Here is a 22134-nt window from a genome sequence, read left to right on the forward strand (position 1 = left end):
TCCGGGCCCTCACGCTTTCCGGATGGTCTCGACGGCGTGCCTTGCTGTTCGGGCGTCGCCGAAGCGGCGCTCCCACCGCGCGTACACCGGCTGAACGGCCTCGCGGAACGCCGCCAGTCCGGCCCGGTCGGGCTTGATCAGCTCCACGCCGGCGTCCTCCACCTGAGGGAGGTACTTCTCGGTGTGGACCTTGACCATGGTCTCGGTGCCGTCGCGGTAGAGCGCCTCACCCGCGGCGTCCAGGGCCCTCCGTACTTCGGGGTCCTGCTGCTCGTACCAGTCGGAGCGGCAGTAGGCGTCGACGGTGTACGCGCCGAAGTGACCGGCGGTGCCGTACCTCACGATGGTCTGCAGGTCGCGGGAGATCACGGTGCCGACGTAGCTCACGAGGCCGTCGATGGTGCCGCGCTCGATGGCCTCGTAGACCTCCGCGGAGCCCATGGTGACGGGGGCTCCTCCCAGGGCCTTCACCGTCTCGCCCTCGATCTCGCCGGCGACGCGCAGCCGCATCCCCCGTACGTCCTCGGGCTTGCGGATCGGCTTGTCGACCGTCCACAGGTACTCGAAGGTCGTGGGCATGCCGCCGAGGTTGCGTGCGCCCTTGGGAGCAAGCTTCTCGTTGATGAGTTCGTGCGGCTCCTCCCCCGGTGCGATGGCGCGGCGGAGCTTGCCGTAGTCCTCGGTGACGAACGGCAGTTCCATGGCGCCCAGAACCGGATAGGTCGAGGAGACGTAGGAACTGGTCTGGAAGATCACATCGGCGACGCCTCCCAGCAGGCCCGGCAGCAGCTGTTCGGCACCGAGCAGGCTGCCGGAGTCGAACAGGTCCAGTTTCAGCCGGCCTTCGCTGCGCTCCGTCGCCACGTCGATGAACTTCTCGATGCCGGGATAGAGGTCGTCGTAGGAGGACGGTATGTAGGTGGCGACCGTCGATTCCCGCCCGCCGCCCGCGCTCGCGGGAGCGCTGCAGCCGGACAGCCCGGCGGTCGCCAGGCCGAGTCCTCCCAGTCCTGCCGCGGCGAGGAAACCCCGCCGTCCGATTCCGTCTCTGTTCATCGCAGTACCTCGTCCGTAAGGCGTTTCAGACTGGCCATGACCTGCTCCTGCGGCATCCCCGGCCACTGCGGGCGGAGCAGGATGTTTCCGGGACCCACGCGGTCGACCAGTTCGGCGAGCTGCGTGCGGCACGACTCCGCGCCGCCGAGGACGAACCGCCCCCTGCGCAACTTGTCGAACTCCACGTCGAAACTCTGGGAGGGCGGCAGGACCTGGTCCTGGCCCCAGGCGCGGTACGCGTCGTACTTCACCGTCAGTGCGGCGCGGACGTCCTCGACGGCCGACTCGTCGCTCTCGCCCACGTAGATCTCCTGGAGCACGTGGACTTCGGCGTCGCTGCGGCCCGCCTCGGCGCAGGCGTTCCTGTACGTCTCCACCTGCCGGTACAGGTAGTCCTTCTCGACGTGCGCCGCCGCCGCGAGCCACGGGTGTCCCATCCGCGCGGTGCGCCGCAGCGCCCGGTCGGTGTGACCTGCGAGCCAGAGCGGCGGGTGGGGCCGCTGCACGGGACGCAGGACGGGACGCACGCCGTCGAGCCGTACCACGTCGTTGCTGAAGGTGACCTCGTCCTCGGTCCACAGCCGGCGCACGACGTCGAGGTTGTCGAGGAAGCGGCGCAGCCGCCCCGTTCCGGGCACGCCGAACGCGTCGAACTCCACGTCGCGGTAGCCGAGTCCGGCGCCCACCGTCAGTCGCCCGCCGCTGATGATGTCGAGGGTCGCCAGCTCCTCGGCCATGTCGACGGGGTTGCCGAGCGCCATGAGCGTGATGGCGGTGCCGATGCGCATGTCGCCGGACTCGGGCACGATGCGGGAGAGCACGGCGAGCGGATGCAGGTACTGGAACGGGTCGGCCAGGTAGTGCTGCGTCGCCCACACCGAGGAGAAGCCCGCGTCGCGTGCGTGACGCACCTGCTCCAGCTGCTCGTCGAACCGTGCCGCCGCGTCCTCGCCGGGCAGGAACTGGCTGCACAGCACCAGGCCGTACTCGGGACCTTCGTTCATCTCGGCTGTGCCCTCCCTTCCGTGAGGCGCGTCCATGGGCTCAGAACGACCGGGGCATCTTCAGTACGTGCTGGCCGATGTAGGAGAGGATGAGGTTCGTCGAGACCGGTGCGACCTGGTACAGCCTGGTCTCGCGGAACTTCCGTTCGATGTCGTAGTCGGCGGTGAAGCCGTAACCGCCGTGCGTCTGGAGTGCCGCGTTCGCCGCCTCCCACGAGGCGTCCGCGGCCAGCAGCTTGGCCATGTTGGCCTCGGCGCCGCAGGGCTCACCTGCGTCGAAGAGGTCGCAGGCGCGCCAGCGCATCAGGTCGGCGGCCTCGACGTTGACGTGCGCACGGGCGATGGGGAACTGCACACCCTGGTTCTGGCCGATGGGACGGCCGAAGACGACGCGCTCACTGCCGTAGCGGGCCGCGCGGGCGACGAACCAGCGCCCGTCTCCGATGCACTCGGCGGCGATGAGGATGCGTTCCGCGTTCATGCCGTCCAGGACGTAGCGGAATCCCTTCCCCTCCTCCCCGATGAGGCTGTCGGCGGGAATGTGCACGTCGTCGAAGAAGACCTCGTTCGTCACGTGGTTGACCATCGTTCTCAGGGGCCGCAGTTCGACGCCTTCGACCTCACGCAGGTCGATGAGGAACAGCGACAGGCCCTCGGACTTCTTGACCGCCTCCTCGCGCGGTGTCGTACGGGCCAGCAGCAGCATCAGATCGGAGTGCTGCACGCGGGAGATGAAGACCTTCTGCCCGTTGACGACGTAACCCCCTTCGGTACGGGTCGCCGTCGTACGTATGGCGGTGGTGTCGGTGCCGGCCGTCGGCTCCGTCACGCCGAACGCCTGGAGCCGCAGCGCGCCGGAGGCGATGGCGGGCAGGTAGCGCTGCTTCTGCTCCTCGCTGCCGTGCCGCAGCAGGGACCCCATGGTGTACAGCTGCGCGTGTACGGGTCCGGCGTTGCCGCCTGCACCGTTGATTGCTTCGAGGATCACCGAGGCGTCGCCGATGCCCAGACCCAGACCGCCGTACTCCTCGGGTACGAGGGCGCCGAGACAGCCGGTTGCGGTGAGGGCGTCGACGAACTCCTCGGGGTAGCGGCGGGCGGCGTCCACCTCCCGCCAGTACTCGTCCGGATGGTCCGCGCAGATGCGCTCGGTCAACTGCCGCAGGTCACGGCGGAGTTCGGAGGTCATGCACCCTCCCCCGCGCCGCCGGCCACCGCATCCCCGGAGCTTCCGCCACCGGCCTCCGCCGCGGCCTCGTGGCGCGGACCGTGTCCCCGCTTGTAGACCAGCAGCGTTCTGGTGAACTCGATGACGGCCTCCCCGGTCTGCTTGCTGCCGGTCGTACGGACGGTGACGACGCCCAGCGTGGGACGCGAGGCCGACTCCCTCACCCCGACCACCGTCGAGCGGGAGCGGATGGTGTCGCCTTCGAAGACGGGGCTGGGGAGGGTGATGTTCTCCCAGCCCAGGTTGGCGAAGACGTTCTGGGAGACGTCCGTGACGCTCTGGCCCGCCACCAGGGAGAGCGTGAAGGTGGAGTTGACCAGCGGCTTGCCGAACTCCGTGCGCCGCGCGTACTCGTGGTCGAAGTGCAGCGGCGCGGTGTTCTGCGTGAGCAGCGTGAACCAGATGTTGTCCGTCGTGGTCACCGTGCGGCCCAGCGGGTGCTCGAAGACGTCGCCCACGACGAAGTCCTCGTAGTACCGCCCCTGCCAGCCGGTGTGCGTCGTCATCGGTCCTCCTCCGCGAGGTGCAGTTCGGCGAGCACGGAAGCGGTGTGCTGGCCCAGTGCGGGTACGGCGCCGCTCTCTTCGACGCGTCCGCCCGGCGCCCCGGGCGGGAAGAGCGTGCGTACGGTTCCGTGCTCGGTGGGGGTCTCCAGCCACCGCCCGGCACGGCAGAGTTCGGGATGAGAAGGGAGGTCGGCGAGCTCGGTCAGCCGGCCCCAGGCGATGCCGGCGGCGTCGAGCCGGGCGGTCAGCTCGGCCGCCGTGTACGCCCCGATGCGCGGGGCCAGCTCCGCTTCCAGAGAGGAACGGGCGGCCACGCGACGGGAGTTGGAGCGGAAACGCGGCTCGGCGGCCAGAGCCGGCGCCTCGAGGACGCCGCTGCACAGCCGCGCCCACTCCCGCTCGTTCTGCACCGCGATCAGCAGCGAGGCCCCGTCGGCGGTGGCGTACGCCCCGTACGGCGCGATGGCCGGGTGCGACGTGCCCATCGGGACGGGAGCGGTGCCGCCGTAGAGGGTGTGGTACAGCGGGTGCGCCATCCACTCGGTGAGGCAGTCGAAGAGGGAGACCTGCACGGGGAGCACCTCACCCGTGGCGTCCCTGTGCCGGAGCGCCGCGAGGATGCCGCTGAAGGCGTAGGAACCGGCTGCGATGTCGGCTATGGAGATCCCGGTCTTCGCGGGCGCCCCCGGGGTCCCCGTCAGGGACATCACGCCCGCCTCGGCCTGGATCAGCGCGTCGTAGGCCTTCTTCTCCGGCTGCGGCCCGTCCGGGGCGTACCCGGATATGCGGCAGACGACGAGGGCGGGGTGACGGCGGCGCAGTGTGCCGACGCCGAGTCCGAGGCGGGTGAGCGCGGCCGGCGCGAGGTTGGCCACGAGGACGTCCGCGCGCTCCAGCATCCGGTCCAGAGCGGCCCGGCGGCCGGGGTCCTTCAGGTCGAGTTCGACGGACTCCTTGCCCCGGTTGAGCCAGACGAACGCGCTGGAGCCGCCGTGCACGGCCCGGTCGTAACCGCGGGCGAAGTCGCCGCCGTCGGGACGCTCCACCTTGATGACCCGTGCCCCGAGGTCGGCGAGCTGCCGGGTGGCCAGCGGCGCGGCGACGGCCTGTTCGAGGGCGACGACGGTCACGTCCTCCAGGGGCAGCCGTGCCGGGGCGGTCACCGGGTCACCTCCGCGCCGCTGCTCCCGTGGCTGGCAGGGCTGCCGGGGCTGCCACCGTCTCCGGCGGCGACGCCGCTGCCGCCTCGGTCGCTTTCGGCGGCGCTGAGCAGTGCGACGGCCCGGGCCACCACCGGTCTGTCGACGAACGTCCCGTCGGCCAGCCGCAGCGCTCCCGCGCCGCGGTCCTGCGCGGCCTCGTAGGCGGCGAGCACCTCACGGGCGTGGTCGAGTTCGTACGGGGCGGGCGCGAAGGCGTCGCGTACGGGACCCACCTGCCGGGGGTGGAGCACGACGCGGCCGGTGAAGCCGAGCCGGCGGGCGGCGACGCTCGAGCGTACGAGCCCCTCCTCGTCGTCCAGCGCCTGGTACGGGCCGTCGAGCGGGCCGGTGAGTCCGGCCGCGCGCGAGGCGAGCACGACCTGCGAGCGGGCGTGCAGCAGTTCGTGTCCCTCGACGGTCGGCTCCACACCCAGCTCGCGGGCGAGGTCGAGCGTGCCGAACACCAGGGCCCGCACGCGTGGGGCGGCCGAGGCGACGGCAGCGGCGTCGAGCACACCGCGGGCCGTCTCCACGATCGGCACCAGCGGCAGCCGCCCCGTTCCGGAGCCCGCGGCCGATTCGGCGGCGGTGAGTGCCCGGTCGACCTCCTCGACCTGTGCCGCGGACTCGGCCTTGGGGAGGATCAGTCCGTCCAGACGGGCGTCGCCGAGCATGCGGGACACGGCGTCCAGGTCCGCTCCGGCACCCGGATGCCCGAGGGCGTTGATGCGCACGTACACCGCCGGACCGGGGCGCCGGGACAGCCCCGCGAGCACCTCGGCGGTGCGGCTGCGGGCGATCTCCTTGTGCGCGTCGGCGACGGCGTCCTCGAAGTCGACGGCAACGGCGTCCGCAGCGGTGCCGAGCGCCTTGACGATCCGGTCCGGCCGGTCGCCGGGGACGAACAGCATTGCCCGTCCGACGTACATGAGTGCTCCTGTTCCGTAAGATGGAACACGTACCGCCATGCGGTACGGTGCGCATTCACCCTGGTGACAGCGTTGCTGCGCTGTCAAGGGGTATGCATGCGCCGTTCACCGACCACTGACGTGAGGGGACCGGAATCTCCATGACTTCCAGCGGCCATGCGATGCGCGCCGTCATCACGACGCTGCGGGTCCTGGAGACCGTGGCCGAGCTGCAGCCGGTGGGCGTCTCGGCGATCGCGAGAGCGACGGGCATTCCCAAGAGCTCCGTGCACCGCTGCCTCGTCACCCTGCGCGAAGCGGACTGGCTGACGTCCTCGAGCACGGACAGGACGCAGTGGGTGCTCACGGGCCGCGCCCTCTCCGTCGGCATACACGCCTCGGTGGAAGGCGGCCTGCGCGAGGCGGCGTTGCCCACGATGCAGCGGCTGCGCGACGAGACCCACGAGACGATCCACCTGCTCAGCTACAGCCGTGACCAGGGGCTCGTGGTCGTGGACAGGCTGGACAGCGACGAGCCCGTACGCACCTGGGTGCATCTCGGCGCCCGTGTGCCCATGCACGCCAGCTGCAGCGGCAGGGCGGTACTCGCCCACCTTCCCGAGGCGGACGTCGACCGGCTGCTGGGCGGGGAACTCGAGCGCTTCTCGGAGAACACACCGGCGGACAAGCAGGCCGTCACCGAAGACCTGCTGACGGTACGGAAGTCGGGGTACGCCACCAACAACTGCGCGTGGCGGCCGGGGGTGGGCGCGGTCGGCGCCGCCTTACTCGACAAGGGCGGACGTCCCGTGGGCGCCCTCGCCGTCTCCGCACCGATCCAGCGCTACGACGAGGAGCGTGCCGTGCGGCTGGGCGCGCTCGTGGTCGAGGCGGCCCGGCGCATCGGGGCGAAGCTGCGGAGCACGTAGCGGCGCGGTGCGGCCCGCAACGTCCGCCCGCAGCACGGGAGTCGAAAGCCTCCCCGCAGGCCGGCCGCGGGCCGCCGGACGGCTGCCGTCACCGGGACCGCGCCGGACACCCGCCGGTCCCGAGGCCGCTCAGCCCAGGAAGGACAGCCGCACCTTGCGCTGCGGGTTGTCCCGGTTGGTGTCGACGAGGCACACCGACTGCCAGGTGCCCAGTTCGAGTCGGCCTCCGATCACGGGCAGCGTGGCGTGCGGCGGTACGAAGGCGGGCAGCACGTGGTCGCGTCCGTGCCCGGGGCTGCCGTGCCGGTGCCGCCACCGGTCGTCGGCGGGCAGCAGGTCCCCGAGGGCGGCGAGCAGATCGTCGTCGCTGCCCGCTCCCGTCTCCAGGACCGCGATGCCGGCGGTGGCGTGCGGCACGAAGATGTTCAGCAGTCCGTCCCGGCCCGCGGCGGCAGCACGCAGGAAGGATTCGCACTCGTGCGTGATGTCGGCCACCGTCTCGCGTGAGCCGGTGGTGATGTTCAGCAGGTGCGTGCGGAGTGTGCTCGCGTCGGCGTCGGTCATGGCTCCATCCTGCATCGCGGACGCCGGGAAGTCCCGGGGCCCCTGCGGGGTTCTCACGGTATGAACGACGTGGCGGTGGTGGTCGTCGGCGCCGGGCAGGCGGGCCTGTCGAGCGCCTTCCATCTGCGGCGCCTGGGTCTCTCGCCGGGGCGCGACTTCGTCGTGCTCGACCACTCGCCGCGGCCCGGCGGCGCCTGGCAGTTCCGCTGGCCGACGCTGACCTACGGCAAGGTCCACGGCATGCACTCCCTGCCCGGCATGGAGCTGACCGGCGCCGACCCCGCGCGTCCGTCCTCCCAGGTGATCGGTGAGTACTTCACGGCCTACGAGCACACCTTCGGCCTGGCAGTACGGCGTCCCGTGCACGTGCGGTCGGTGGAGGAGGCCGGGGACGGCCGGCTGCGTGTGGAGACGTCACGGGGCACCTGGACCACCCGGGCGTTGATCAACGCGACGGGCACATGGGACCGGCCCTTCCGTCCCCGCTACCCGGGACAGGAGCACTTCCGCGGACGCCAGCTGCACACCGCCGACTACCCAGGGCCGCACTCCGGCGCCTTCGCCGGCAAGCGTGTGGTCGTCGTCGGGGGCGGCACCTCCGCAGTGCAGCACCTGCTGGAGATCGCGGAGGTGGCGGCCGGGACGGCGTGGGTGACACGGCGCGAACCCGTCTTCCGCGACGGTCCCTTCACGGAGGACCAGGGCCGCGCGGCGGTCGCCCTCGTGGCGGAACGCGTGCGGCGCGGGCTGCCGCCGCAGAGCGTGGTGTCGGTGACGGGCCTGCCCATGACCGAGGCGATGCGCGAGGCCCGCGAGCGTGGAGTGCTGAGACGGCAGCCGATGTTCGAGCGGATCGTGCCGGAGGGCGTCGAGTGGAGCGACGGGCGCCGTATGCGGGCCGACACGCTGCTGTGGGCGACGGGATTCCGGCCCGCCGTCGGCCACTTGGCCCCGCTGCGGCTGCGCGAGCCGGGCGGGGGGATCCGCCTGGAGGGTACGCGGGTGGCCGCCGACTCCCGCATCCACCTGGTGGGTTACGGCCCGTCGGCGAGCACCGTCGGTGCCGGACGGGCGGGACGGGCAGCGGCCCGGGAAGTGCTCGGGCTACTCGGCGGAAGGGCAACGTCCCGCCCCCGTACGGCAGTTGAGGAGCCGGCAGAAACGCCCGAACACCGGAGCGGCCGTTCGTCCGAATGTGTGGCCGCACCGGATTCCCGGTCGCGATGACCCTGGGCTCGGAGATGCTTGCGGTGCGCAGGCGACGGGCTGCAGACCACGCACGCGTCCGGCTCAACGTCCCACGCTGGCCGGTGAGTTGTCCCATCAGGAACACAAGGAGAACGCACTACATGAACGTCATCACCAACGCGCTGGCCTGTCTCGCCCACTATGTCGGCTGGCTCGTCTGACGTACGTCCCCAGCGGCGCCGCCCCCGGTCCCCCGGCGGGCGGCGCCGTCGTGTGTGCGCCCGGCGCCCCGGCGGCAGCAAACCGGGGAGACCCCGCGACGGTGCGTCGGAAGCGCGCGCACGGAGCGTGACGGGATGCGGCGAGGGGGAGGTCAGACGGCGTCCGTATGACACCCTGCCCCTGCGGATGTACGGACCCTCCCGTGACGCGGCTGCCCCGAAGGACGGCCTCGGGCGGCTTCGGCCTCCGCGCCCGCAGCTGAACACGATCAGCGGCAACCGCGGACACAGCCGAGCAGAACAAGGAGAGGCCGTGCGGGTCGCACTCTTCATCACCTGCATCAACGACACGCTCTATCCCCGCACCGGGCAGGCCGTCGTCGCCCTCCTGGAGCGGCTGGGCGTGGATGTGGACTTCCCCCAGGGCCAGAGCTGCTGCGGGCAGCCGCAGTTCAACACCGGCTACCGCCGGGAGGCCGAGCCGCTGGCGCGCCGCTACGCACGGGTCTTCCAGGGCTACGACTACATCATCGTCCCGTCCGGTTCGTGCGCGGCGATGGTGCGGGACAACTATCCGCGCCTGGGCACCGAAGGCGTCGAGGGGCCGGTGGCGGCCACGTACGAGCTGACGGAGTTCCTCGTGGACGTGCTCGGCGTGACGGACGTCGGCGCGTACTACCCGCACACCGTGACCTACCACCCCACCTGCCACGGGCTGCGGATGCTCGGCCTCGGGGACCGGCCGCGGCGGCTGCTGGAGTCCGTGGAGGGGCTGCGGCTGCGCGAGCTGAAGGGTGCCGAGGAGTGCTGCGGCTTCGGCGGCACCTTCGCCGTGAAGAACGCCGACGTCTCGGCGGCCATGGGCGCGGACAAGGCCCGCCACATCGAGGAGACCGACGCCGAGGCGGTCTGCACCGTCGACAACTCCTGCCTCATGCACATCGGCGGGGTTCTCTCGCGCCGTGGCTCGGCGGTGCGGCCCGTGCACCTCGCAGAGATCCTGGCAAGCACCGAGGAGGCGGCGCAGTGAGCGGTACGTATCTGGGTATGCCCTCCTTCCCGCAGGCAGCCGCGGCCTCCACCCGCGACATGCGGCTGCGCGGAAACCTGCGGCACGCGACGCACACCATCCGGGCCAAGCGCGCCCAGGCGGTCGAGGAGCTGGGCGACTGGGCGGAGCTGCGGGAGGCGGGCGCGGCGCTGAAGGAACGCACCCTGCGCCATCTCGACCACTATCTGGAGCAGTTGGAGGCGGCGGTGACCGCCGCGGGCGGCGTCGTCCACTGGGCCGCCGACGCGGACGACGCCAACCGGATCGTGACGGATCTCGTCCGCGAGACGGGCGAGAGCGAGGTCGTCAAGGTCAAGTCCATGGCGACGCAGGAGATCGGCCTCAACGAGGCACTCGCGGAAGCGGGCATCTCCGCCTACGAGACCGACCTCGCCGAGCTGATCGTCCAGCTCGGAGACGACCTGCCCTCGCACATCCTGGTGCCCGCCATCCACCGCAACCGCGACCAGATCCGTGACATCTTCCGCAAGAAGATGGGCAGTTGGGGCCGGGCCGCGCCGGAGGGCCTGACCGACGACCCCGCGGAACTCGCCGAGGCCGCACGGCTGCACCTGCGGGAGAAGTTCCTGAGCGCGAAGGTCGGCATCTCCGGTGCGAACTTCATGGTGGCCGAGACGGGCACCCTCGTCGTGGTCGAGTCCGAGGGCAACGGCCGCATGTGCCTGACCCTCCCCGAGACGCTGATCTCGGTCGTGGGCATCGAGAAGACCGTGCCCACCTGGCAGGATCTGGAGGTGTTCCTGCAGACCCTGCCGCGCTCCTCGACGGCGGAGCGGATGAACCCCTACACCTCCACCTGGACGGGCACCACGGGTGACGACGGCCCCTCCGCCTTCCATCTCGTGCTGCTCGACAACGGCCGCACCGACGCACTCGCCGACACCGTCGGACGGCAGGCGCTGCGCTGCATCCGCTGCTCGGCCTGCCTGAACGTCTGCCCCGTCTACGAGCGCGCCGGCGGCCACGCCTACGGCTCCCCCTACCCCGGGCCCATCGGCGCGATCCTCACTCCCCAACTGCGCGGTGTGCAGAGCGATTTGGACGCCTCCCTGCCGTATGCGTCGTCGCTGTGCGGCGCCTGCTACGAGGTCTGCCCCGTCGCCATCGACATCCCCGAAGTCCTGGTGCACCTGCGCGAACGCGTCGTCGAGGGCGGCACCGCCGTGGTCCGCGGCCAGAAGACCACCATCAAGCCCGCGAAGGGCCACGCCGCCGAGCGTGCCCTGATGCGCGCCGCGCGCTGGACCTTCGACCACCCGCGATCCATGCGGGCCGGGCAGCGGCTCGCCGCCCGTACCCGGAGGTTCACCCCCCGGCGCCTCCCCGTCACCAGCGCGGGCAAGGCGTGGTCCGCCAGCCGGGACCTGCCCCGGCCCGCTCCGCAGTCCTTCCGCGACTGGTGGCGGCGCACGCACCGGCACGGCGGCGGAGATGCCGCAGGGACACCGGAGAGGGGGGAGAAGTGAACAGCCGCGACATCGTTCTCTCCCGCATCCGCCGGGCTCTCGCCGACGTGCCGCGCGAGAAGGGCCCGGAGGAGACACCCGTGCCCCGCGACTACTGGCAGCGCCACGCCGCCCGAAACGACACCCAGCGGATCGAGCTGCTCGCCGAGAACCTCACCGACTACCGCGCGGTGGTGCACCTTTGCACGTCCGCGGAGCTGCCGGGCGTGATCGCCGGCCTGCTGCGTCACCGCGGAGCCCGCAGAGTCGTCGCTCCCTGGGCCGTCCCCGACGGCTGGCTGCCCGACGACGTCGAACGTCTCGCCGACTCCGCGGAGCAGTCGCCCCGCGAACTCGACGCCGTCGACAGCGTCGTGACCGGCTGCGCGGTCGCCGTCGCCGAGACCGGCACCATCGTGCTGGACGCCGGTGAGGACCAGGGCAGACGCCGTATCTCCCTGGTGCCGGACCATCACATCTGCGTCGTCCACGCACCCTCCCAGGTCGTCGATTCGGTGCCGCAGGCACTGAGCAGACTCGATCCCACCCGTCCGCAGACCTGGATCTCGGGACCTTCCGCCACCAGCGACATCGAACTCGACCGGGTGGAGGGCGTGCACGGGCCGCGCAGTCTCGACGTGGTGATCACCTCACCCGGCGCGAGCGCCTCCTGACCGGACGCCGGTACTCGTGGATCACGTCGGCGGAGCCGGGGAGCTGGGGACCCGGCACGGCGTCCCCGTGCTGGACACCACGCCGACGCACCCGTCATCCGGGGTGAACTGGCCCCGCCGCCACCGGTGTTGTCCGACGCGCCCGCGGCCCTGCGCAGGGCCGCCGCCCCCTCCGGGTGACCTCCGCCCTCCGTCCCACCCTCCGCACCGTCCACGGGTCTAGGGCGCTCGGCCGTTACGCGGCGGACGCATCGCGCCTAGCGTCACCTGCATGGACATCCGGAGAAGCGACAGCAGCGGAACGCTCGACGAAGCCCTTCAGCGGCTGCATCTGAGCGGCCCGGAACGCGGCGGCTGGCTCAGCAACCACGCACCCATGGCGGTGGAGGCTCTGGTGCGGCACGGGCAGGCACCGGCCGTGCACCGGTGGATCGACCGCTACCGCGACAAGCTGGACGACATGCCTCCGCCGTCCTCCCCCGTCACGGACGCCGGCTGGCAGGACGCGCTCGGCGATCCGGGGCGACTGGCCGACTGGACGGTCTACTTCGCGCACGCCCTGCGGGACCGTCACTGGCAGGAGGTGCTCGCCGAGTGGTGGCCACGGCTGCTGCCCGGCATCTCGGCGGCGGCGACGCACGGCGTGATCCGGGTGGGTCACGCTGTCCGCACACTTCTCGACGGAGCGGACGGTGCGGACTCCGGGAACAGCGCGACGGACATGCACGGGCAGGGGCCCCGCCGTACGGAACTCGCCCACGCCCTCGGCTACTGGGCGGCCAGGCACCAGCCGCTGCCGGGCGTCTCGGTCCTCCCGGCAGCGTCCTCCCCGGCGGACGGACTGGCGGCAGTACCCCGGATCGGCAGTCAGGACGGCGGCATCCGTGAGCGCCTCGCGCAGATCACCGAACTGCCGGGCGCGCCCTCCCCGGAAGGACCGGACCCGGAGCACGTCCGAGCCCGCCTCAAGGATCTCGTCCGGGCGGCAACCGTCCGCTACGCCACCCACGCCCACGGCTCACCCGTGATGCTCGTGCATGCCGCCACCGCACCCAACGCCGTCCTGCGTACGCTGCCCGCGCTGCCGCCGGAGCTGTGGCAGCCGAGCCTGGACGCCGCCTGGTCGGCTGCTGCTGCCGTGACCGCTGCCTACACCCCGGCGGCCGGGGAGCCGCCGGTGCAGGCCCCCCGCGGCCTCACGGCCCAAGACGTCTTCGAGCGGGCAGCCGCCCACGGCGACGAACACGCCGTCAAACTCACCGACACCGCTGTCGATGTCGCAGCCTGGGACGGAGCTGCGGACGGAACTCCCGACGGAGGAACGCCCACCGGGGGTCTCGCGATGGCAGCGGCGCTGCGTTCGATGGCCCTCATCGACCCGGTGACGTAGGGCAGCCGGAGGCCGCGGGGCCGGCCGTCACGACGGAACGCTCAGACCTCCGCGGCGAAGACGCCGTAGGACCGTTCGTCGAACAGCACGAACCGCACCTCGTCGAAGCCCTCCCCCTCGCGGCGCGCCGTGGCCACCGCGATGCGGGCGCCGTCATCGAGGGGCCAGCCGTAGACACCGGTGGAGATCGCCGGGAACGCGACCGTACGGGCGCCCAGCCCCCGGGCCGCCCGCAGCGACTCCCGGTAGCAGGATGCCAGCAGCTCCGAGCGGTCCTCGCTCCTCGCCCAGACGGGACCGACGGTGTGGATCACCCAGCGGGCCGGGAGCCGGCCGGCCGTCGTGGCGACGGCCTCACCGGTGGGCAGGCCCTCGGGGTACTGCGCGTCCCGCAGCCGGCGGCACTCGGCCAGGATCTCGGGGCCGCCCTTGCGGTGGATGGCGCCGTCCACTCCCCCGCCGCCGAGCAGCGAGGAGTTGGCGGCGTTGACCACGGCGTCCACTGTCTGTTCGGTGATGTCGCCCTGGACGAGCGTGACGTTCGCATCCGGCATACGGGTCATCCTCGCACCGGAGGCTGTCATTGTGCGTACCTCTGACGGCGCGTGCACACCCTGGCAGTGACCATGGCGGTGGGATAACTTGCCTCTTCAGCCGTGCCCTCCCATGACCGTCTCCGGAAGGACGTCCCCGATGTCCAGCGCTCCCTCCCGTCGTTCACTCGTCCTCGGCGGCACGGCTGCCGCCCTCGGCGCTCCGCTGCTCAGTGCCAGTACCGCGTCCGCCGCCACCCCCGGCCACGGGAGCGGGCGGGTCACACCGGGCGCGGACGTGGCCGCAGCCGAGGGCTGGAAGGTGCTGCGCGGCCGCAAGGTGGGCGTCGTCAGCAACCCCACGGGAGTCCTCCGGAACACGAGCCATGTCGTGGACTCCATGGCCGCCACGAAGGAACTGAACGTCGTCGGCGTCTTCGGCCCGGAGCACGGCTTCCGCGGCAGTGCCCAAGCAGGCGAGTCCGAGCCGGAGTTCGAGGATCCGCGTACGGGACTGACTGTCTACGACGCGTACGGGGCGGACGCGGCGAAGATGGCGACGCTCTTCCGGAAGGCGGGGGCGGACACCATCGTCTTCGACATCCAGGACGTCGGGGTGCGCTTCTACACCTACATCTGGACGATGTACCACGCGATGGCCGCCGCCCGCGACATCGGTGCGTCGTTCGTCGTCCTCGACCGGCCGAACCCGTGCGGGCGGCGTGTGGACGGGCCTTTGATGACGAAGGAGTTCACCTCGGGCGTCGGGCTGAAGCCCATCATCCAGCAGCACGGCCTGACGGTCGGTGAGCTGGCCGGCTACTTCAACGGCGAGCTGCTGCCCGGCGAGGGCAAGGGCGGCAAGGTCGAGCTGGAGGTCGTACGGGCCCGTGGCCTGGACCCCTCGTCCACCGGTCAGGAGACGGGTCTCCCCTGGGTGCCGCCGTCGCCCAACATGCCGTTCCCCGACACCGCCACGGCCTACGCGGGCACCGGCTACTTCGAGGGCACCAACCTCTCGGAAGGCCGGGGCACGACGCGGCCCTTCGAGCTGATCGGCGCCCCCTACCTGGACTACCGGTACAGCGACCGGCTCAACGCCCGTGACCTGCCCGGTGTCCGCTTCCGCGAGGGCTACTTCGTGCCGACGTTCAGCAAGCACCAGGGCGAGACGTGCGCGGGCGTGCAGCTGCACATCACCGACCCGCGCCGCTACCGGGCCGTTCCCACGGCCGTGGCGATGCTGGCGGAGGCGATGAAGTACGACGAGTTCGCCTGGCGCAAGGACGACGACCCGCGTCCGTACTGGATCGACAAGCTGTCCGGGTCGACCCGGCTGCGGAAGATGCTGGACGCCGGCGAGGAGACCGACGCGGTGGTCGCGGCCTGGGAGTCGGAGGTCCGCGACTTCGACCGCACCCGCCGTCAGTACTTCCTCTACCGCTAGTGCTGTAGCCGGAGGACCGCACGTCCGGCAGACGACCGCACGCGAGGCCCCTGGAGCGCTAACGCTCCAGGGGTTTCTTCGCGCTCTCCGGCAGCCGCAGGTAGACCAGCGCGGAGACCAGGCACAGCGCGGCCACGTACCAGGGGAACGCGTCGGGGTGGCCCAGGTCCTTGAAGAGGGTGCCCATGTACGGTGCGGTCCCGCCGAAGAGCGCCACCGTCAGGGAGTAGGGGAAGCCGATGCCCGCTGCCCGGACGCGGGCGGGGAAGACCTCCGCGTTCACGGCGGCGGCGATCGAGGTGTAGCAGGTCAGCAGGATCATGCCGCCGCACTGGACGAGCAGCAGCGACATGAAGGACTTGTCGATCGCGTTCAGCATCGGCACGCACAGCACGGCGAAGCCCACGGAGAACGTCAGCAGCAGGGGTTTGCGTCCCACTCGGTCGGAGAGCATGCCGCCCAGCGGCTGGAGCAGCGCGAAGAAGGCCAGGGAGATGGTGCCGATCAGCAGTGAGTCGCCCTTGTCGAAACCCACATTGACCTGGGCGTACGTCGGCAGGTACGAGGTCCACGTGTAGTAGGCGATCGTGGCGCCCGTGGTGATGCCGCAGATCAGCAGCGACTCCCGCGGATGCGTGCGCAGCGCTTCGAAGAGCCCGGGCCGGGGTGCCGCCTGCTGTTCGGCGCTGCGGGTCTCCTCCGCGCCGCGCCTGATCCAGAAGCCCACGAGGCTGAGTACGGCGCCGAGGAGGAAGGCGGCCCGCCAGCCCCACTGATGCATCTGCCCGTCGTCGATGCGGGCGACGAGCAGCGCGGTGACACCGGAGGCGATGAGCTGGCCGACGGTGGTCGAGACGTACTGGAAGCTCGAGAAGAGTCCCCGCCGCCCCTGGGGCGCGGACTCGACCAGGAAGGTGGTGGCTGCCGCGAACTCGCCTCCGACGGAGAGCCCCTGGAGCAGTCTGGCGATCACCAGCACGACGGGGCCCACCAGGCCGGCCGCCGCGTAGGTGGGCGTCAGGGCCAGCAGCAGGCTGCTGCCGCCCATCAGCAGGATGGTGACCGTCAGTGCGGCCCGGCGTCCGCTGCGGTCGGCGACGGCTCCCATGAGGAGCCCGCCGACGGGACGCATGAAGAAGCCGACGGCGAAGACGGCGAACGTGGACAGCAGAGGGACGAGGGAGTTGCCGGCGCTCTCGGGGAAGATCTCGGCGGCTATGTACGTCGCGAGGAAGGTGTAGGCGAGCCAGTCGTACCACTCGACGGCGTTGCCGATGGAGGCGGCGAGCAGTTGGCGTCCGGGGCGGGCGGGCGGAGCCTGGTGGGCTGTCTGCGGGGGCCCGGCATCGGTGGGCTGCTTCATGAGCCCTCATCTCCCCAGAATCGACGTGCGCACACGTGTCTGATCGCGGGGCCCGGGAGGCAGCACAGCTTCCGTCCGGGTGCCGACGGGGATGACGGAAGCAGACGTTCCGGTGGGCCGTTGCGCCGTTGCGCCGTTGGGCCGGACCGCCGGCCGCCGTCAGAGTACGGACGCGTCGGCGGGCGAATCGCTCCCTGCCGCCGTGGCGGTGTCCACACCGCCCGCCGCGACCCTGCCGGAGCCGGACCCCGAGCCGGAACCGGAACCGGAACCGGATGGGACTTTCTCCCGTGCGGAGGTGCCGTCGGTACGCGCGTCACGTCGCACCAGTGCCGCGTACCGGCCGTCGGCGGCGAGGAGTTCCTCGTGGGTGCCGCGTTCGGCGATACGTCCCCCGTCGAGTACGACGATCTGGTCGGCATCACGGACTGTGGAGAGACGGTGGGCGATGGTGAGGGTGGTGCGGCCCGCGGACAGCGCGTCGATGGCCTGCTGGACGTCCCGTTCGGTGCGGGTGTCCAGCGCGCTGGTCGCCTCGTCGAGGATGAGGACCGGAGGGTCGCGCAGGATCGTACGGGCCAGGGCGAGGCGTTGTTTCTCGCCGCCGGAGAAACGGTATCCGCGTTCACCGACGAGGGTGTCGTAGCCCTCGGGAAGCGCGGCGATGTGGTCGTGGATCTGGGCGGCCTCGGCCGCGGCGCGCAGCTGCGCGGCGGTGGCGTCGGGCTTGGCGAAGCGCAGGTTGTCCGCGACGGACGCGTGGAAGAGGTACGTCTCCTGCGAGACGACGCCGACGGCGCGGGTGAGGGTGTCGAAGTCGAGGTCGCGCACGTCCACGCCGTCGATGGTGACCCGGCCGCCGGTCACGTCGTACAGCCGGGGCACGAGATAGCTGAGCGTGCTCTTGCCCGAGCCCGTCGCACCGACCACGGCGAGGGAGGAGCCTTCGGGGACGGTGAGGTCGATGCCCTGCAGGGTCGGCCGCCCGCCCTCGCCGCCGTAGGAGAAGTCCACGTCCTCGAAGCGCACCCGGCCCGCCACGCGCCCCAGCGGCACCGGGACGGCCGGTTCGGTGATGTCGACCGGCAGGTCGAGGTATTCGAAGATGCGCTGGAAGAGCGCCAGCGAGGTCTGCATCTCCACACCCGTGGACAGCAGCGAGACGGTCGGGCGCAGCAGCCCCTGCTGAAGGGTGACGAAGGCGACGAGCGTGCCGATGGAGAAGCCCGGTCCGCCGAAGTGGACGAGCACGCCGGCCGTCCAGTACAGCAGCGCCGGGATCGCACCCATCACGATGCCGATGGTGGACATCCGCCAGCGGCCCGCCATGTGCGAGCGGATCTCCAGGCCGACAAGGCGTTCGGACTCGGCGGCGAAGTCGCGGGTGAGGGAGTCGGCTCGGCCCATCGTGCGTCCGAGGAGGATGCCGCTGACGGACAACGACTCAGTGACTATGGCGGACATGGCGGCCATCTGCGCCTGCCGCTGGGTGGTGATCCGCTTGCGTTCCCTGCCGACGCGGCGGCTGATCCACACGAAGAGCGGCAGCAACAGCAGTGAGGCCACCGTCAGCCGCCAGTCGAGGGCCAGCATCGCGGCGACGGTGGCCACCACTCCGGTGAGGTTGGAGACGAGCGAGGTCGCGGTGGAGGTGACGGTGGCCTGCATGCCGCCGATGTCGTTGGCGATGCGGGACTGCACTTCGCCGGTGCGGGTGCGCGTGAAGAAGGCGAGCGGCATCCGCTGGAGCTTGGCGTAGACGTCGGTGCGCAGGTCGTGCATGACGCGCTGGCCGACGGTGGTGGAGAGGTACGTCTGCAGAACGTTGAAGACGCTGCTGACGACGGCGGTGCCCATCAGCCCGAGGGCGAGCAGGCTCAGAAGTACCGTGCGCCGCTCGGGAATCGCCACGTCGAGGATCTCGCGCAGCAGGAACGGGGAGGCGACGGACACGAGCGAGGACGCCCCGACGAGCAGCCCGACGACGGCGAGACGTCCGCGGTAGGGGCGGAAGATGCGCAGGATGCGCCTCAGTTGACGGGGCTGCTGTCCGGCGGCGTCGTCGTCATGGGGCGAGGGGGTCCACTCGATCGTGTCGCGGGGCAACGGGCTCCTCCGGGTCGGACGGCCGGGGTCCGGGCGCGCCGCACGGGGATCCGTGCGGGCTGGTCGCCGGGCGGGCCGCGCGGACGGCCGGGCCGGTCGTCCGAGGTTACGCGGCGCCGTGGGCCCGGCCTGCGTCACCGGCCGAAACCGTCCGGATCCGGACCTCTGACCTGCGCCTAGCATGGGTCGCACACCCGTCCGTACGCGCCTCAGGAGATGCCATGCCGCTGCTCGATCCCGGATCCGGTGCGCTGCGTCCGCAGGCCGACGCCGGCCATCGGCCTGCGTCCGACCGCGTTCCGGACTCCATGGCCGGGGGTACGCCCGAGCCGCTGCGCGGCGAACTGGTGCGGCTGCTGGGCGAGGAGAAGGTGCTGTGGAAGGTCTCGGACCTGGTGCGCTACGCCTCGGACGCCAGCCCGTACCGCTTCATGCCCCAGGTCGTCGTGCAGGCCGGGACGGTCGAGGACGTCTCCGCGGTGCTCTCCTACGCCCGGCGCAACGGCCGCAACGTCGTCTTCCGCGCGGCGGGCACGTCGTTGAACGGCCAGGCGCAGGGCGAGGACATCCTGGTCGACGTACGCCGCCACTGGTCGGGAGTCGAGGTGCTGGGCGAGGACGGGGCACGCGCACGCATCCGGCCCGGCACGACCGTCGTACGGGCGAACGCCGCCCTGGCGCCCTACGGCCGGCTGATCGGGCCCGATCCGGCGAGCGCCATCGCCTGCACCGTCGGCGGTGTCGTCGCCAACAACGCCTCCGGCATGACGGCCGGGACGACGCGCAACTCCTACCGGACGGTCGCCTCCCTCACCCTCGTCCTGCCGTCGGGCACGGTCGTCGACACCGGCTCCCCCGACGCGGACGCGGAGCTGGCCGAGGCCGAACCCGCCCTGTGCGAAGGCCTGCTGGCGCTGAAGTCGGACATCGAGTCGGATCCGGACCTTGTCGCCCGCATCCGCGCCAAGTACGAGCTGAAGAACACCAACGGGTACCGCCTGGACGCCTTCCTCGACGGCGACTCCCCCGTGAGCATCCTGCGCGGACTCGCCGTCGGCTCCGAGGGGACGCTCGGCTTCATCTCCGACATCGTCTTCGACACGCTCCCCCTGCACAGGCGCACTTCGACCGGACTGCTCTTCTTCCCCTCCCTCGCGGCCGCCGCCACTGCCGTACCGCGGTTCAACGAGGCGGGTGCCATGTCGGTCGAGCTGATGGACGGCAACACGCTGCGGGCGTCGGTCAGTGTGGCGGGCGTACCGGACGACTGGGCGCAGCTGCCGAAGGCGACAGCGGCACTGCTCGTCGAGTTCCGCGCGCCGGACGAGGCCGCACAGAACGCGATGGAGAGCGCCGCAGCGGAGGTGCTGGAGGAACTTCAACTCGTCGCACCCGTACCGTCGGTGACCAACGCCTTCACCCGCGACCCCGGCACGATCGGCTTCTACTGGAAGGCCCGCAAGGCCTTCGTCTCGGCGGTGGGCGGCTCCCGTCCGGCCGGGACGACCCTGATCACCGAGGACTTCGCCGTGCCGCCCTCCCGGCTCGCCGAGGCGTGCGAGGCGCTGCTGGAGCTTCAGCAGCGGCACGGCTTCGACGCGGCTGTCGCCGGGCACGCGGCGCACGGCAATCTGCACTTCCTGCTGGCGTTCGACGCCGCCGAGGAGTCGGACGTCGCGCGCTACGCCGCCTTCATGGACGAGTTCTGCAAGCTGACGGTGGAACGCTTCGACGGCTCGCTGAAGGCGGAGCACGCCACCGGCCGCAACATCGCGCCGTTCCTGGAGCTGGAGTGGGGCGAGCGGGCCACCGCCCTGATGTGGCGCATCAAGGAGACCGTCGACCCGGACGGCGTACTCGCCCCCCGGGTCCTGCTGGACCGCGACCCGAAGGCCCATCTGCGCGGCCTGAAGGCCATCCCCAGGGTGGAGGCGGTGGCAGACCCGTGCATCGAGTGCGGATTCTGCGAACCCACCTGCCCCAGCGGCGACCTGACGACCACTCCACGTCAGCGCATCGTGCTGCGCCGGGAGATGATGCGTCAGGCCCCCGCATCACCTGTCAACGAGAGCCTGCTGGAGTCCTACGGCTACGACGCCGTCGACACCTGCGCGGGCGACTCGACGTGTGCGCTGGCCTGTCCGGTCGGCATCGACACGGGCGCCATGATGAAGGACTTCCGGCACCGGCGGCACTCCCCGCGGGAGGAACGCAATGCCGCACGGGCCGCCCGCCACTTCGCGAAGGTGGAGCGGTCGGCGAGGCTGGCCCTCGCCGCCGCAGGCAGGCTGCGTCGCCGCGTGATGCCGCGGCACGGCGACAGGTTCCTCGCATCGCTGACCGGCGCGGCCCGTAAGGCCGTACGCCCCGACCTCGTACCCGAGTGGCTGCCGCAGCTGCCCGCGGCGGCGGCCAAGCGGCTCCCCGCCACGGACCGCGCGAGCGCCGCGGCCGTCTACTACCCGGCGTGCGTCAACCGCATCTTCGGCGAACCGGACGGCCATGAGGGCCCGTCACTCCCCCAGTCCATGGTGATCGTCTCTGCCCGCGCGGGACGTCCGGTGTGGATTCCCGAGGACGTGGTGGGGACCTGCTGCGCGACGATCTGGCACTCGAAGGGCTACGAAGCGGGCAACACGCTGATGGCCAACTGCATCGTGGAAGCGGCGTGGCGCTGGACGGACGGCGGTGAGCTGCCCCTCGTGGTGGACGCCTCCTCCTGCACCCTGGGCCTCGGTGAGGAGGTCGTGCCGTACCTCACCCCGGCCAACCGCAAGCTGCACGAACAGCTGCGGGTCGTCGACTCGGTCGTGTGGGCGGCTGAGGAGCTGCTGCCGCGCCTGACCATCGAACGCCGTTCCGGCTCGGCAGTTCTGCACCCCACCTGCTCGCAGCAACACCTCGGCGACACCCGCCAGTTGCGCGCGGTGGCGGAGGCGTGCGCCGAGGAGGTCGTGGTGCCCGTCGACGCACGGTGCTGCGGCTTCGCGGGCGACCGGGGCATGCTGCACAAGGAGCTGACCGTCTCGGCGACCGGGCGGGAGGCGGCGGAGGTGCTCTCGCGGGAGTTCGACGTGCACCTGTCGGCGAACCGGATGTGCGAGGTCGGCATGGACCTCGCCACTCAGGGGCGGGGTTACCGCTCCGTGCTGCTGGAACTGGAGCGTGCGACCCGGCCCGCCTGAGGCGCCGCACCCCGCGCATGCGCTCCCGGCCGGCCGTGGAGGGCCGGTCCGGGAGCGCTGCACAGGCGGGGTGGGGATCTCTTGCCGGGGGGCGCAGGAGGGCCTGTTCGTCC

General features: G+C 71.5%; 18 protein-coding genes. 8 read left to right on the forward strand and 10 right to left on the reverse strand.

Translation table 11 applies throughout. The features are described 5' to 3' along the window. Positions 1–9 precede the first annotated feature (9 nt). From ACFPA8_RS13320 to ACFPA8_RS13345, 6 genes are read right to left on the reverse strand one after another with little or no spacing between them, the layout of a single operon-like run. Complete coding sequence (locus tag ACFPA8_RS13320; protein ID WP_386447324.1) at positions 10–1056, reverse strand: TRAP transporter substrate-binding protein; 1047 nt, start codon at positions 1054–1056, stop codon at positions 10–12. Next, complete coding sequence (locus ACFPA8_RS13325; protein WP_386447327.1) at positions 1053–2060, reverse strand: LLM class flavin-dependent oxidoreductase; 1008 nt, start codon at positions 2058–2060, stop codon at positions 1053–1055. The genes ACFPA8_RS13320 and ACFPA8_RS13325 overlap by 4 nt, the downstream gene beginning before the upstream one ends. 40 nt (positions 2061–2100) lie before the next feature. After that, positions 2101–3249 carry an acyl-CoA dehydrogenase family protein gene (locus tag ACFPA8_RS13330; protein WP_386447330.1) on the reverse strand — a complete coding sequence of 383 codons (1149 nt, stop codon included), beginning with the start codon at positions 3247–3249 and terminating at the stop codon, positions 2101–2103. Further along, positions 3246–3794, reverse strand: a complete 549-nt coding sequence (locus tag ACFPA8_RS13335; protein ID WP_386447333.1) for a MaoC family dehydratase — start codon at positions 3792–3794, stop codon at positions 3246–3248. The genes ACFPA8_RS13330 and ACFPA8_RS13335 overlap by 4 nt, the downstream gene beginning before the upstream one ends. Further along, complete coding sequence (locus ACFPA8_RS13340; protein WP_386447336.1) at positions 3791–4957, reverse strand: CaiB/BaiF CoA transferase family protein; 1167 nt, start codon at positions 4955–4957, stop codon at positions 3791–3793. The genes ACFPA8_RS13335 and ACFPA8_RS13340 overlap by 4 nt, the downstream gene beginning before the upstream one ends. Next, on the reverse strand, positions 4954–5925 hold the full coding sequence (locus ACFPA8_RS13345) for an HpcH/HpaI aldolase/citrate lyase family protein (RefSeq protein ID WP_386447339.1): 972 nt from the start codon (positions 5923–5925) through the stop codon (positions 4954–4956). The genes ACFPA8_RS13340 and ACFPA8_RS13345 overlap by 4 nt, the downstream gene beginning before the upstream one ends. Positions 5926–6065: 140 nt before the next feature. Between ACFPA8_RS13345 and ACFPA8_RS13350 the strand changes: the two genes are divergently transcribed. Beyond that, the gene (locus ACFPA8_RS13350; RefSeq protein WP_386447341.1) at positions 6066–6833 is read left to right on the forward strand and encodes an IclR family transcriptional regulator; all 768 of its coding nucleotides are present in this window, start codon (positions 6066–6068) and stop codon (positions 6831–6833) included. A 129-nt stretch (positions 6834–6962) separates the two neighbouring features. On the opposite strand, the gene ACFPA8_RS13355 is transcribed toward ACFPA8_RS13350, so the two are convergent. Further along, complete coding sequence (locus tag ACFPA8_RS13355) at positions 6963–7397, reverse strand: YjbQ family protein (protein ID WP_386447344.1); 435 nt, start codon at positions 7395–7397, stop codon at positions 6963–6965. A gap of 60 nt (positions 7398–7457) precedes the next feature. On the opposite strand from ACFPA8_RS13355, the gene ACFPA8_RS13360 reads away from it, so the two are divergent. The 5 genes from ACFPA8_RS13360 to ACFPA8_RS13380 all read left to right on the forward strand — a co-directional run bounded on the left by ACFPA8_RS13360 (position 7458) and on the right by ACFPA8_RS13380 (position 13387). Further along, a complete protein-coding gene (locus ACFPA8_RS13360; RefSeq protein WP_386447347.1) occupies positions 7458–8624 on the forward strand; it encodes an NAD(P)-binding domain-containing protein in 1167 nt (388 codons plus the stop codon). Positions 8625–9119: 495 nt separating this feature from the next. Further along, positions 9120–9836, forward strand: coding sequence for a (Fe-S)-binding protein (locus ACFPA8_RS13365; RefSeq protein ID WP_386447350.1), 717 nt, complete (start codon positions 9120–9122; stop codon positions 9834–9836). Beyond that, positions 9833–11344, forward strand: coding sequence for a lactate utilization protein B (locus ACFPA8_RS13370; protein WP_386447353.1), 1512 nt, complete (start codon positions 9833–9835; stop codon positions 11342–11344). The genes ACFPA8_RS13365 and ACFPA8_RS13370 overlap by 4 nt, the downstream gene beginning before the upstream one ends. Then, entirely contained in the window at positions 11341–11997 is a 657-nt protein-coding gene (locus ACFPA8_RS13375) for a LutC/YkgG family protein (protein ID WP_386447356.1), read from the forward strand. Before ACFPA8_RS13370 ends, ACFPA8_RS13375 begins: the two co-directional genes overlap by 4 nt. A gap of 271 nt (positions 11998–12268) precedes the next feature. Next, positions 12269–13387, forward strand: a complete 1119-nt coding sequence (locus tag ACFPA8_RS13380) for a questin oxidase family protein (protein WP_386447359.1) — start codon at positions 12269–12271, stop codon at positions 13385–13387. A gap of 41 nt (positions 13388–13428) precedes the next feature. On the opposite strand, the gene ACFPA8_RS13385 is transcribed toward ACFPA8_RS13380, so the two are convergent. Beyond that, complete coding sequence (locus ACFPA8_RS13385) at positions 13429–13941, reverse strand: O-acetyl-ADP-ribose deacetylase (protein ID WP_386447362.1); 513 nt, start codon at positions 13939–13941, stop codon at positions 13429–13431. A gap of 139 nt (positions 13942–14080) precedes the next feature. Between ACFPA8_RS13385 and ACFPA8_RS13390 the strand changes: the two genes are divergently transcribed. Further along, the gene (locus ACFPA8_RS13390; protein WP_386447365.1) at positions 14081–15367 is read left to right on the forward strand and encodes an exo-beta-N-acetylmuramidase NamZ family protein; all 1287 of its coding nucleotides are present in this window, start codon (positions 14081–14083) and stop codon (positions 15365–15367) included. Positions 15368–15425: 58 nt separating this feature from the next. On the opposite strand, the gene ACFPA8_RS13395 is transcribed toward ACFPA8_RS13390, so the two are convergent. Both ACFPA8_RS13395 and ACFPA8_RS13400 read right to left on the reverse strand, forming a co-directional pair. Beyond that, a complete protein-coding gene (locus ACFPA8_RS13395; protein WP_386447368.1) occupies positions 15426–16730 on the reverse strand; it encodes an MFS transporter in 1305 nt (434 codons plus the stop codon). Positions 16731–16889: 159 nt separating this feature from the next. Further along, entirely contained in the window at positions 16890–18821 is a 1932-nt protein-coding gene (locus ACFPA8_RS13400; RefSeq protein ID WP_386447672.1) for an ABC transporter ATP-binding protein, read from the reverse strand. A 236-nt stretch (positions 18822–19057) separates the two neighbouring features. Here ACFPA8_RS13400 and ACFPA8_RS13405 point away from each other — a divergent pair, with 236 nt between their 5' ends. Beyond that, a complete protein-coding gene (locus ACFPA8_RS13405) occupies positions 19058–22021 on the forward strand; it encodes an FAD-binding and (Fe-S)-binding domain-containing protein (protein ID WP_386447371.1) in 2964 nt (987 codons plus the stop codon). The last annotated feature ends 113 nt before the right edge of the window (positions 22022–22134 follow it).

It is taken from the genome of Streptomyces ovatisporus (assembly GCF_042653885.1).
GTDB classification, from domain to species: Bacteria; Actinomycetota; Actinomycetes; order Streptomycetales; family Streptomycetaceae; genus Streptomyces; species Streptomyces ovatisporus.

Excerpts from the sequence above, each read along its gene's own strand:
- ACFPA8_RS13385 (WP_386447362.1), bottom strand. The coding sequence starts at position 13,941 with ATGCCGGATGCGAACGTCACGCTCGTCCAGGGCGACATCACCGAACAG.
- ACFPA8_RS13390 (WP_386447365.1), top strand. The coding sequence starts at position 14,081 with ATGTCCAGCGCTCCCTCCCGTCGTTCACTCGTCCTCGGCGGCACGGCT.
- ACFPA8_RS13335 (WP_386447333.1), bottom strand. The coding sequence starts at position 3,794 with ATGACGACGCACACCGGCTGGCAGGGGCGGTACTACGAGGACTTCGTC.
- ACFPA8_RS13360 (WP_386447347.1), top strand. The coding sequence starts at position 7,458 with ATGAACGACGTGGCGGTGGTGGTCGTCGGCGCCGGGCAGGCGGGCCTG.
- ACFPA8_RS13395 (WP_386447368.1), bottom strand. The coding sequence starts at position 16,730 with ATGAAGCAGCCCACCGATGCCGGGCCCCCGCAGACAGCCCACCAGGCT.
- ACFPA8_RS13325 (WP_386447327.1), bottom strand. The coding sequence starts at position 2,060 with ATGAACGAAGGTCCCGAGTACGGCCTGGTGCTGTGCAGCCAGTTCCTG.
- ACFPA8_RS13330 (WP_386447330.1), bottom strand. The coding sequence starts at position 3,249 with ATGACCTCCGAACTCCGCCGTGACCTGCGGCAGTTGACCGAGCGCATC.
- ACFPA8_RS13350 (WP_386447341.1), top strand. The coding sequence starts at position 6,066 with ATGACTTCCAGCGGCCATGCGATGCGCGCCGTCATCACGACGCTGCGG.
- ACFPA8_RS13320 (WP_386447324.1), bottom strand. The coding sequence starts at position 1,056 with ATGAACAGAGACGGAATCGGACGGCGGGGTTTCCTCGCCGCGGCAGGA.
- ACFPA8_RS13355 (WP_386447344.1), bottom strand. The coding sequence starts at position 7,397 with ATGACCGACGCCGACGCGAGCACACTCCGCACGCACCTGCTGAACATC.
- ACFPA8_RS13345 (WP_386447339.1), bottom strand. The coding sequence starts at position 5,925 with ATGTACGTCGGACGGGCAATGCTGTTCGTCCCCGGCGACCGGCCGGAC.
- ACFPA8_RS13405 (WP_386447371.1), top strand. The coding sequence starts at position 19,058 with ATGCCGCTGCTCGATCCCGGATCCGGTGCGCTGCGTCCGCAGGCCGAC.
- ACFPA8_RS13380 (WP_386447359.1), top strand. The coding sequence starts at position 12,269 with ATGGACATCCGGAGAAGCGACAGCAGCGGAACGCTCGACGAAGCCCTT.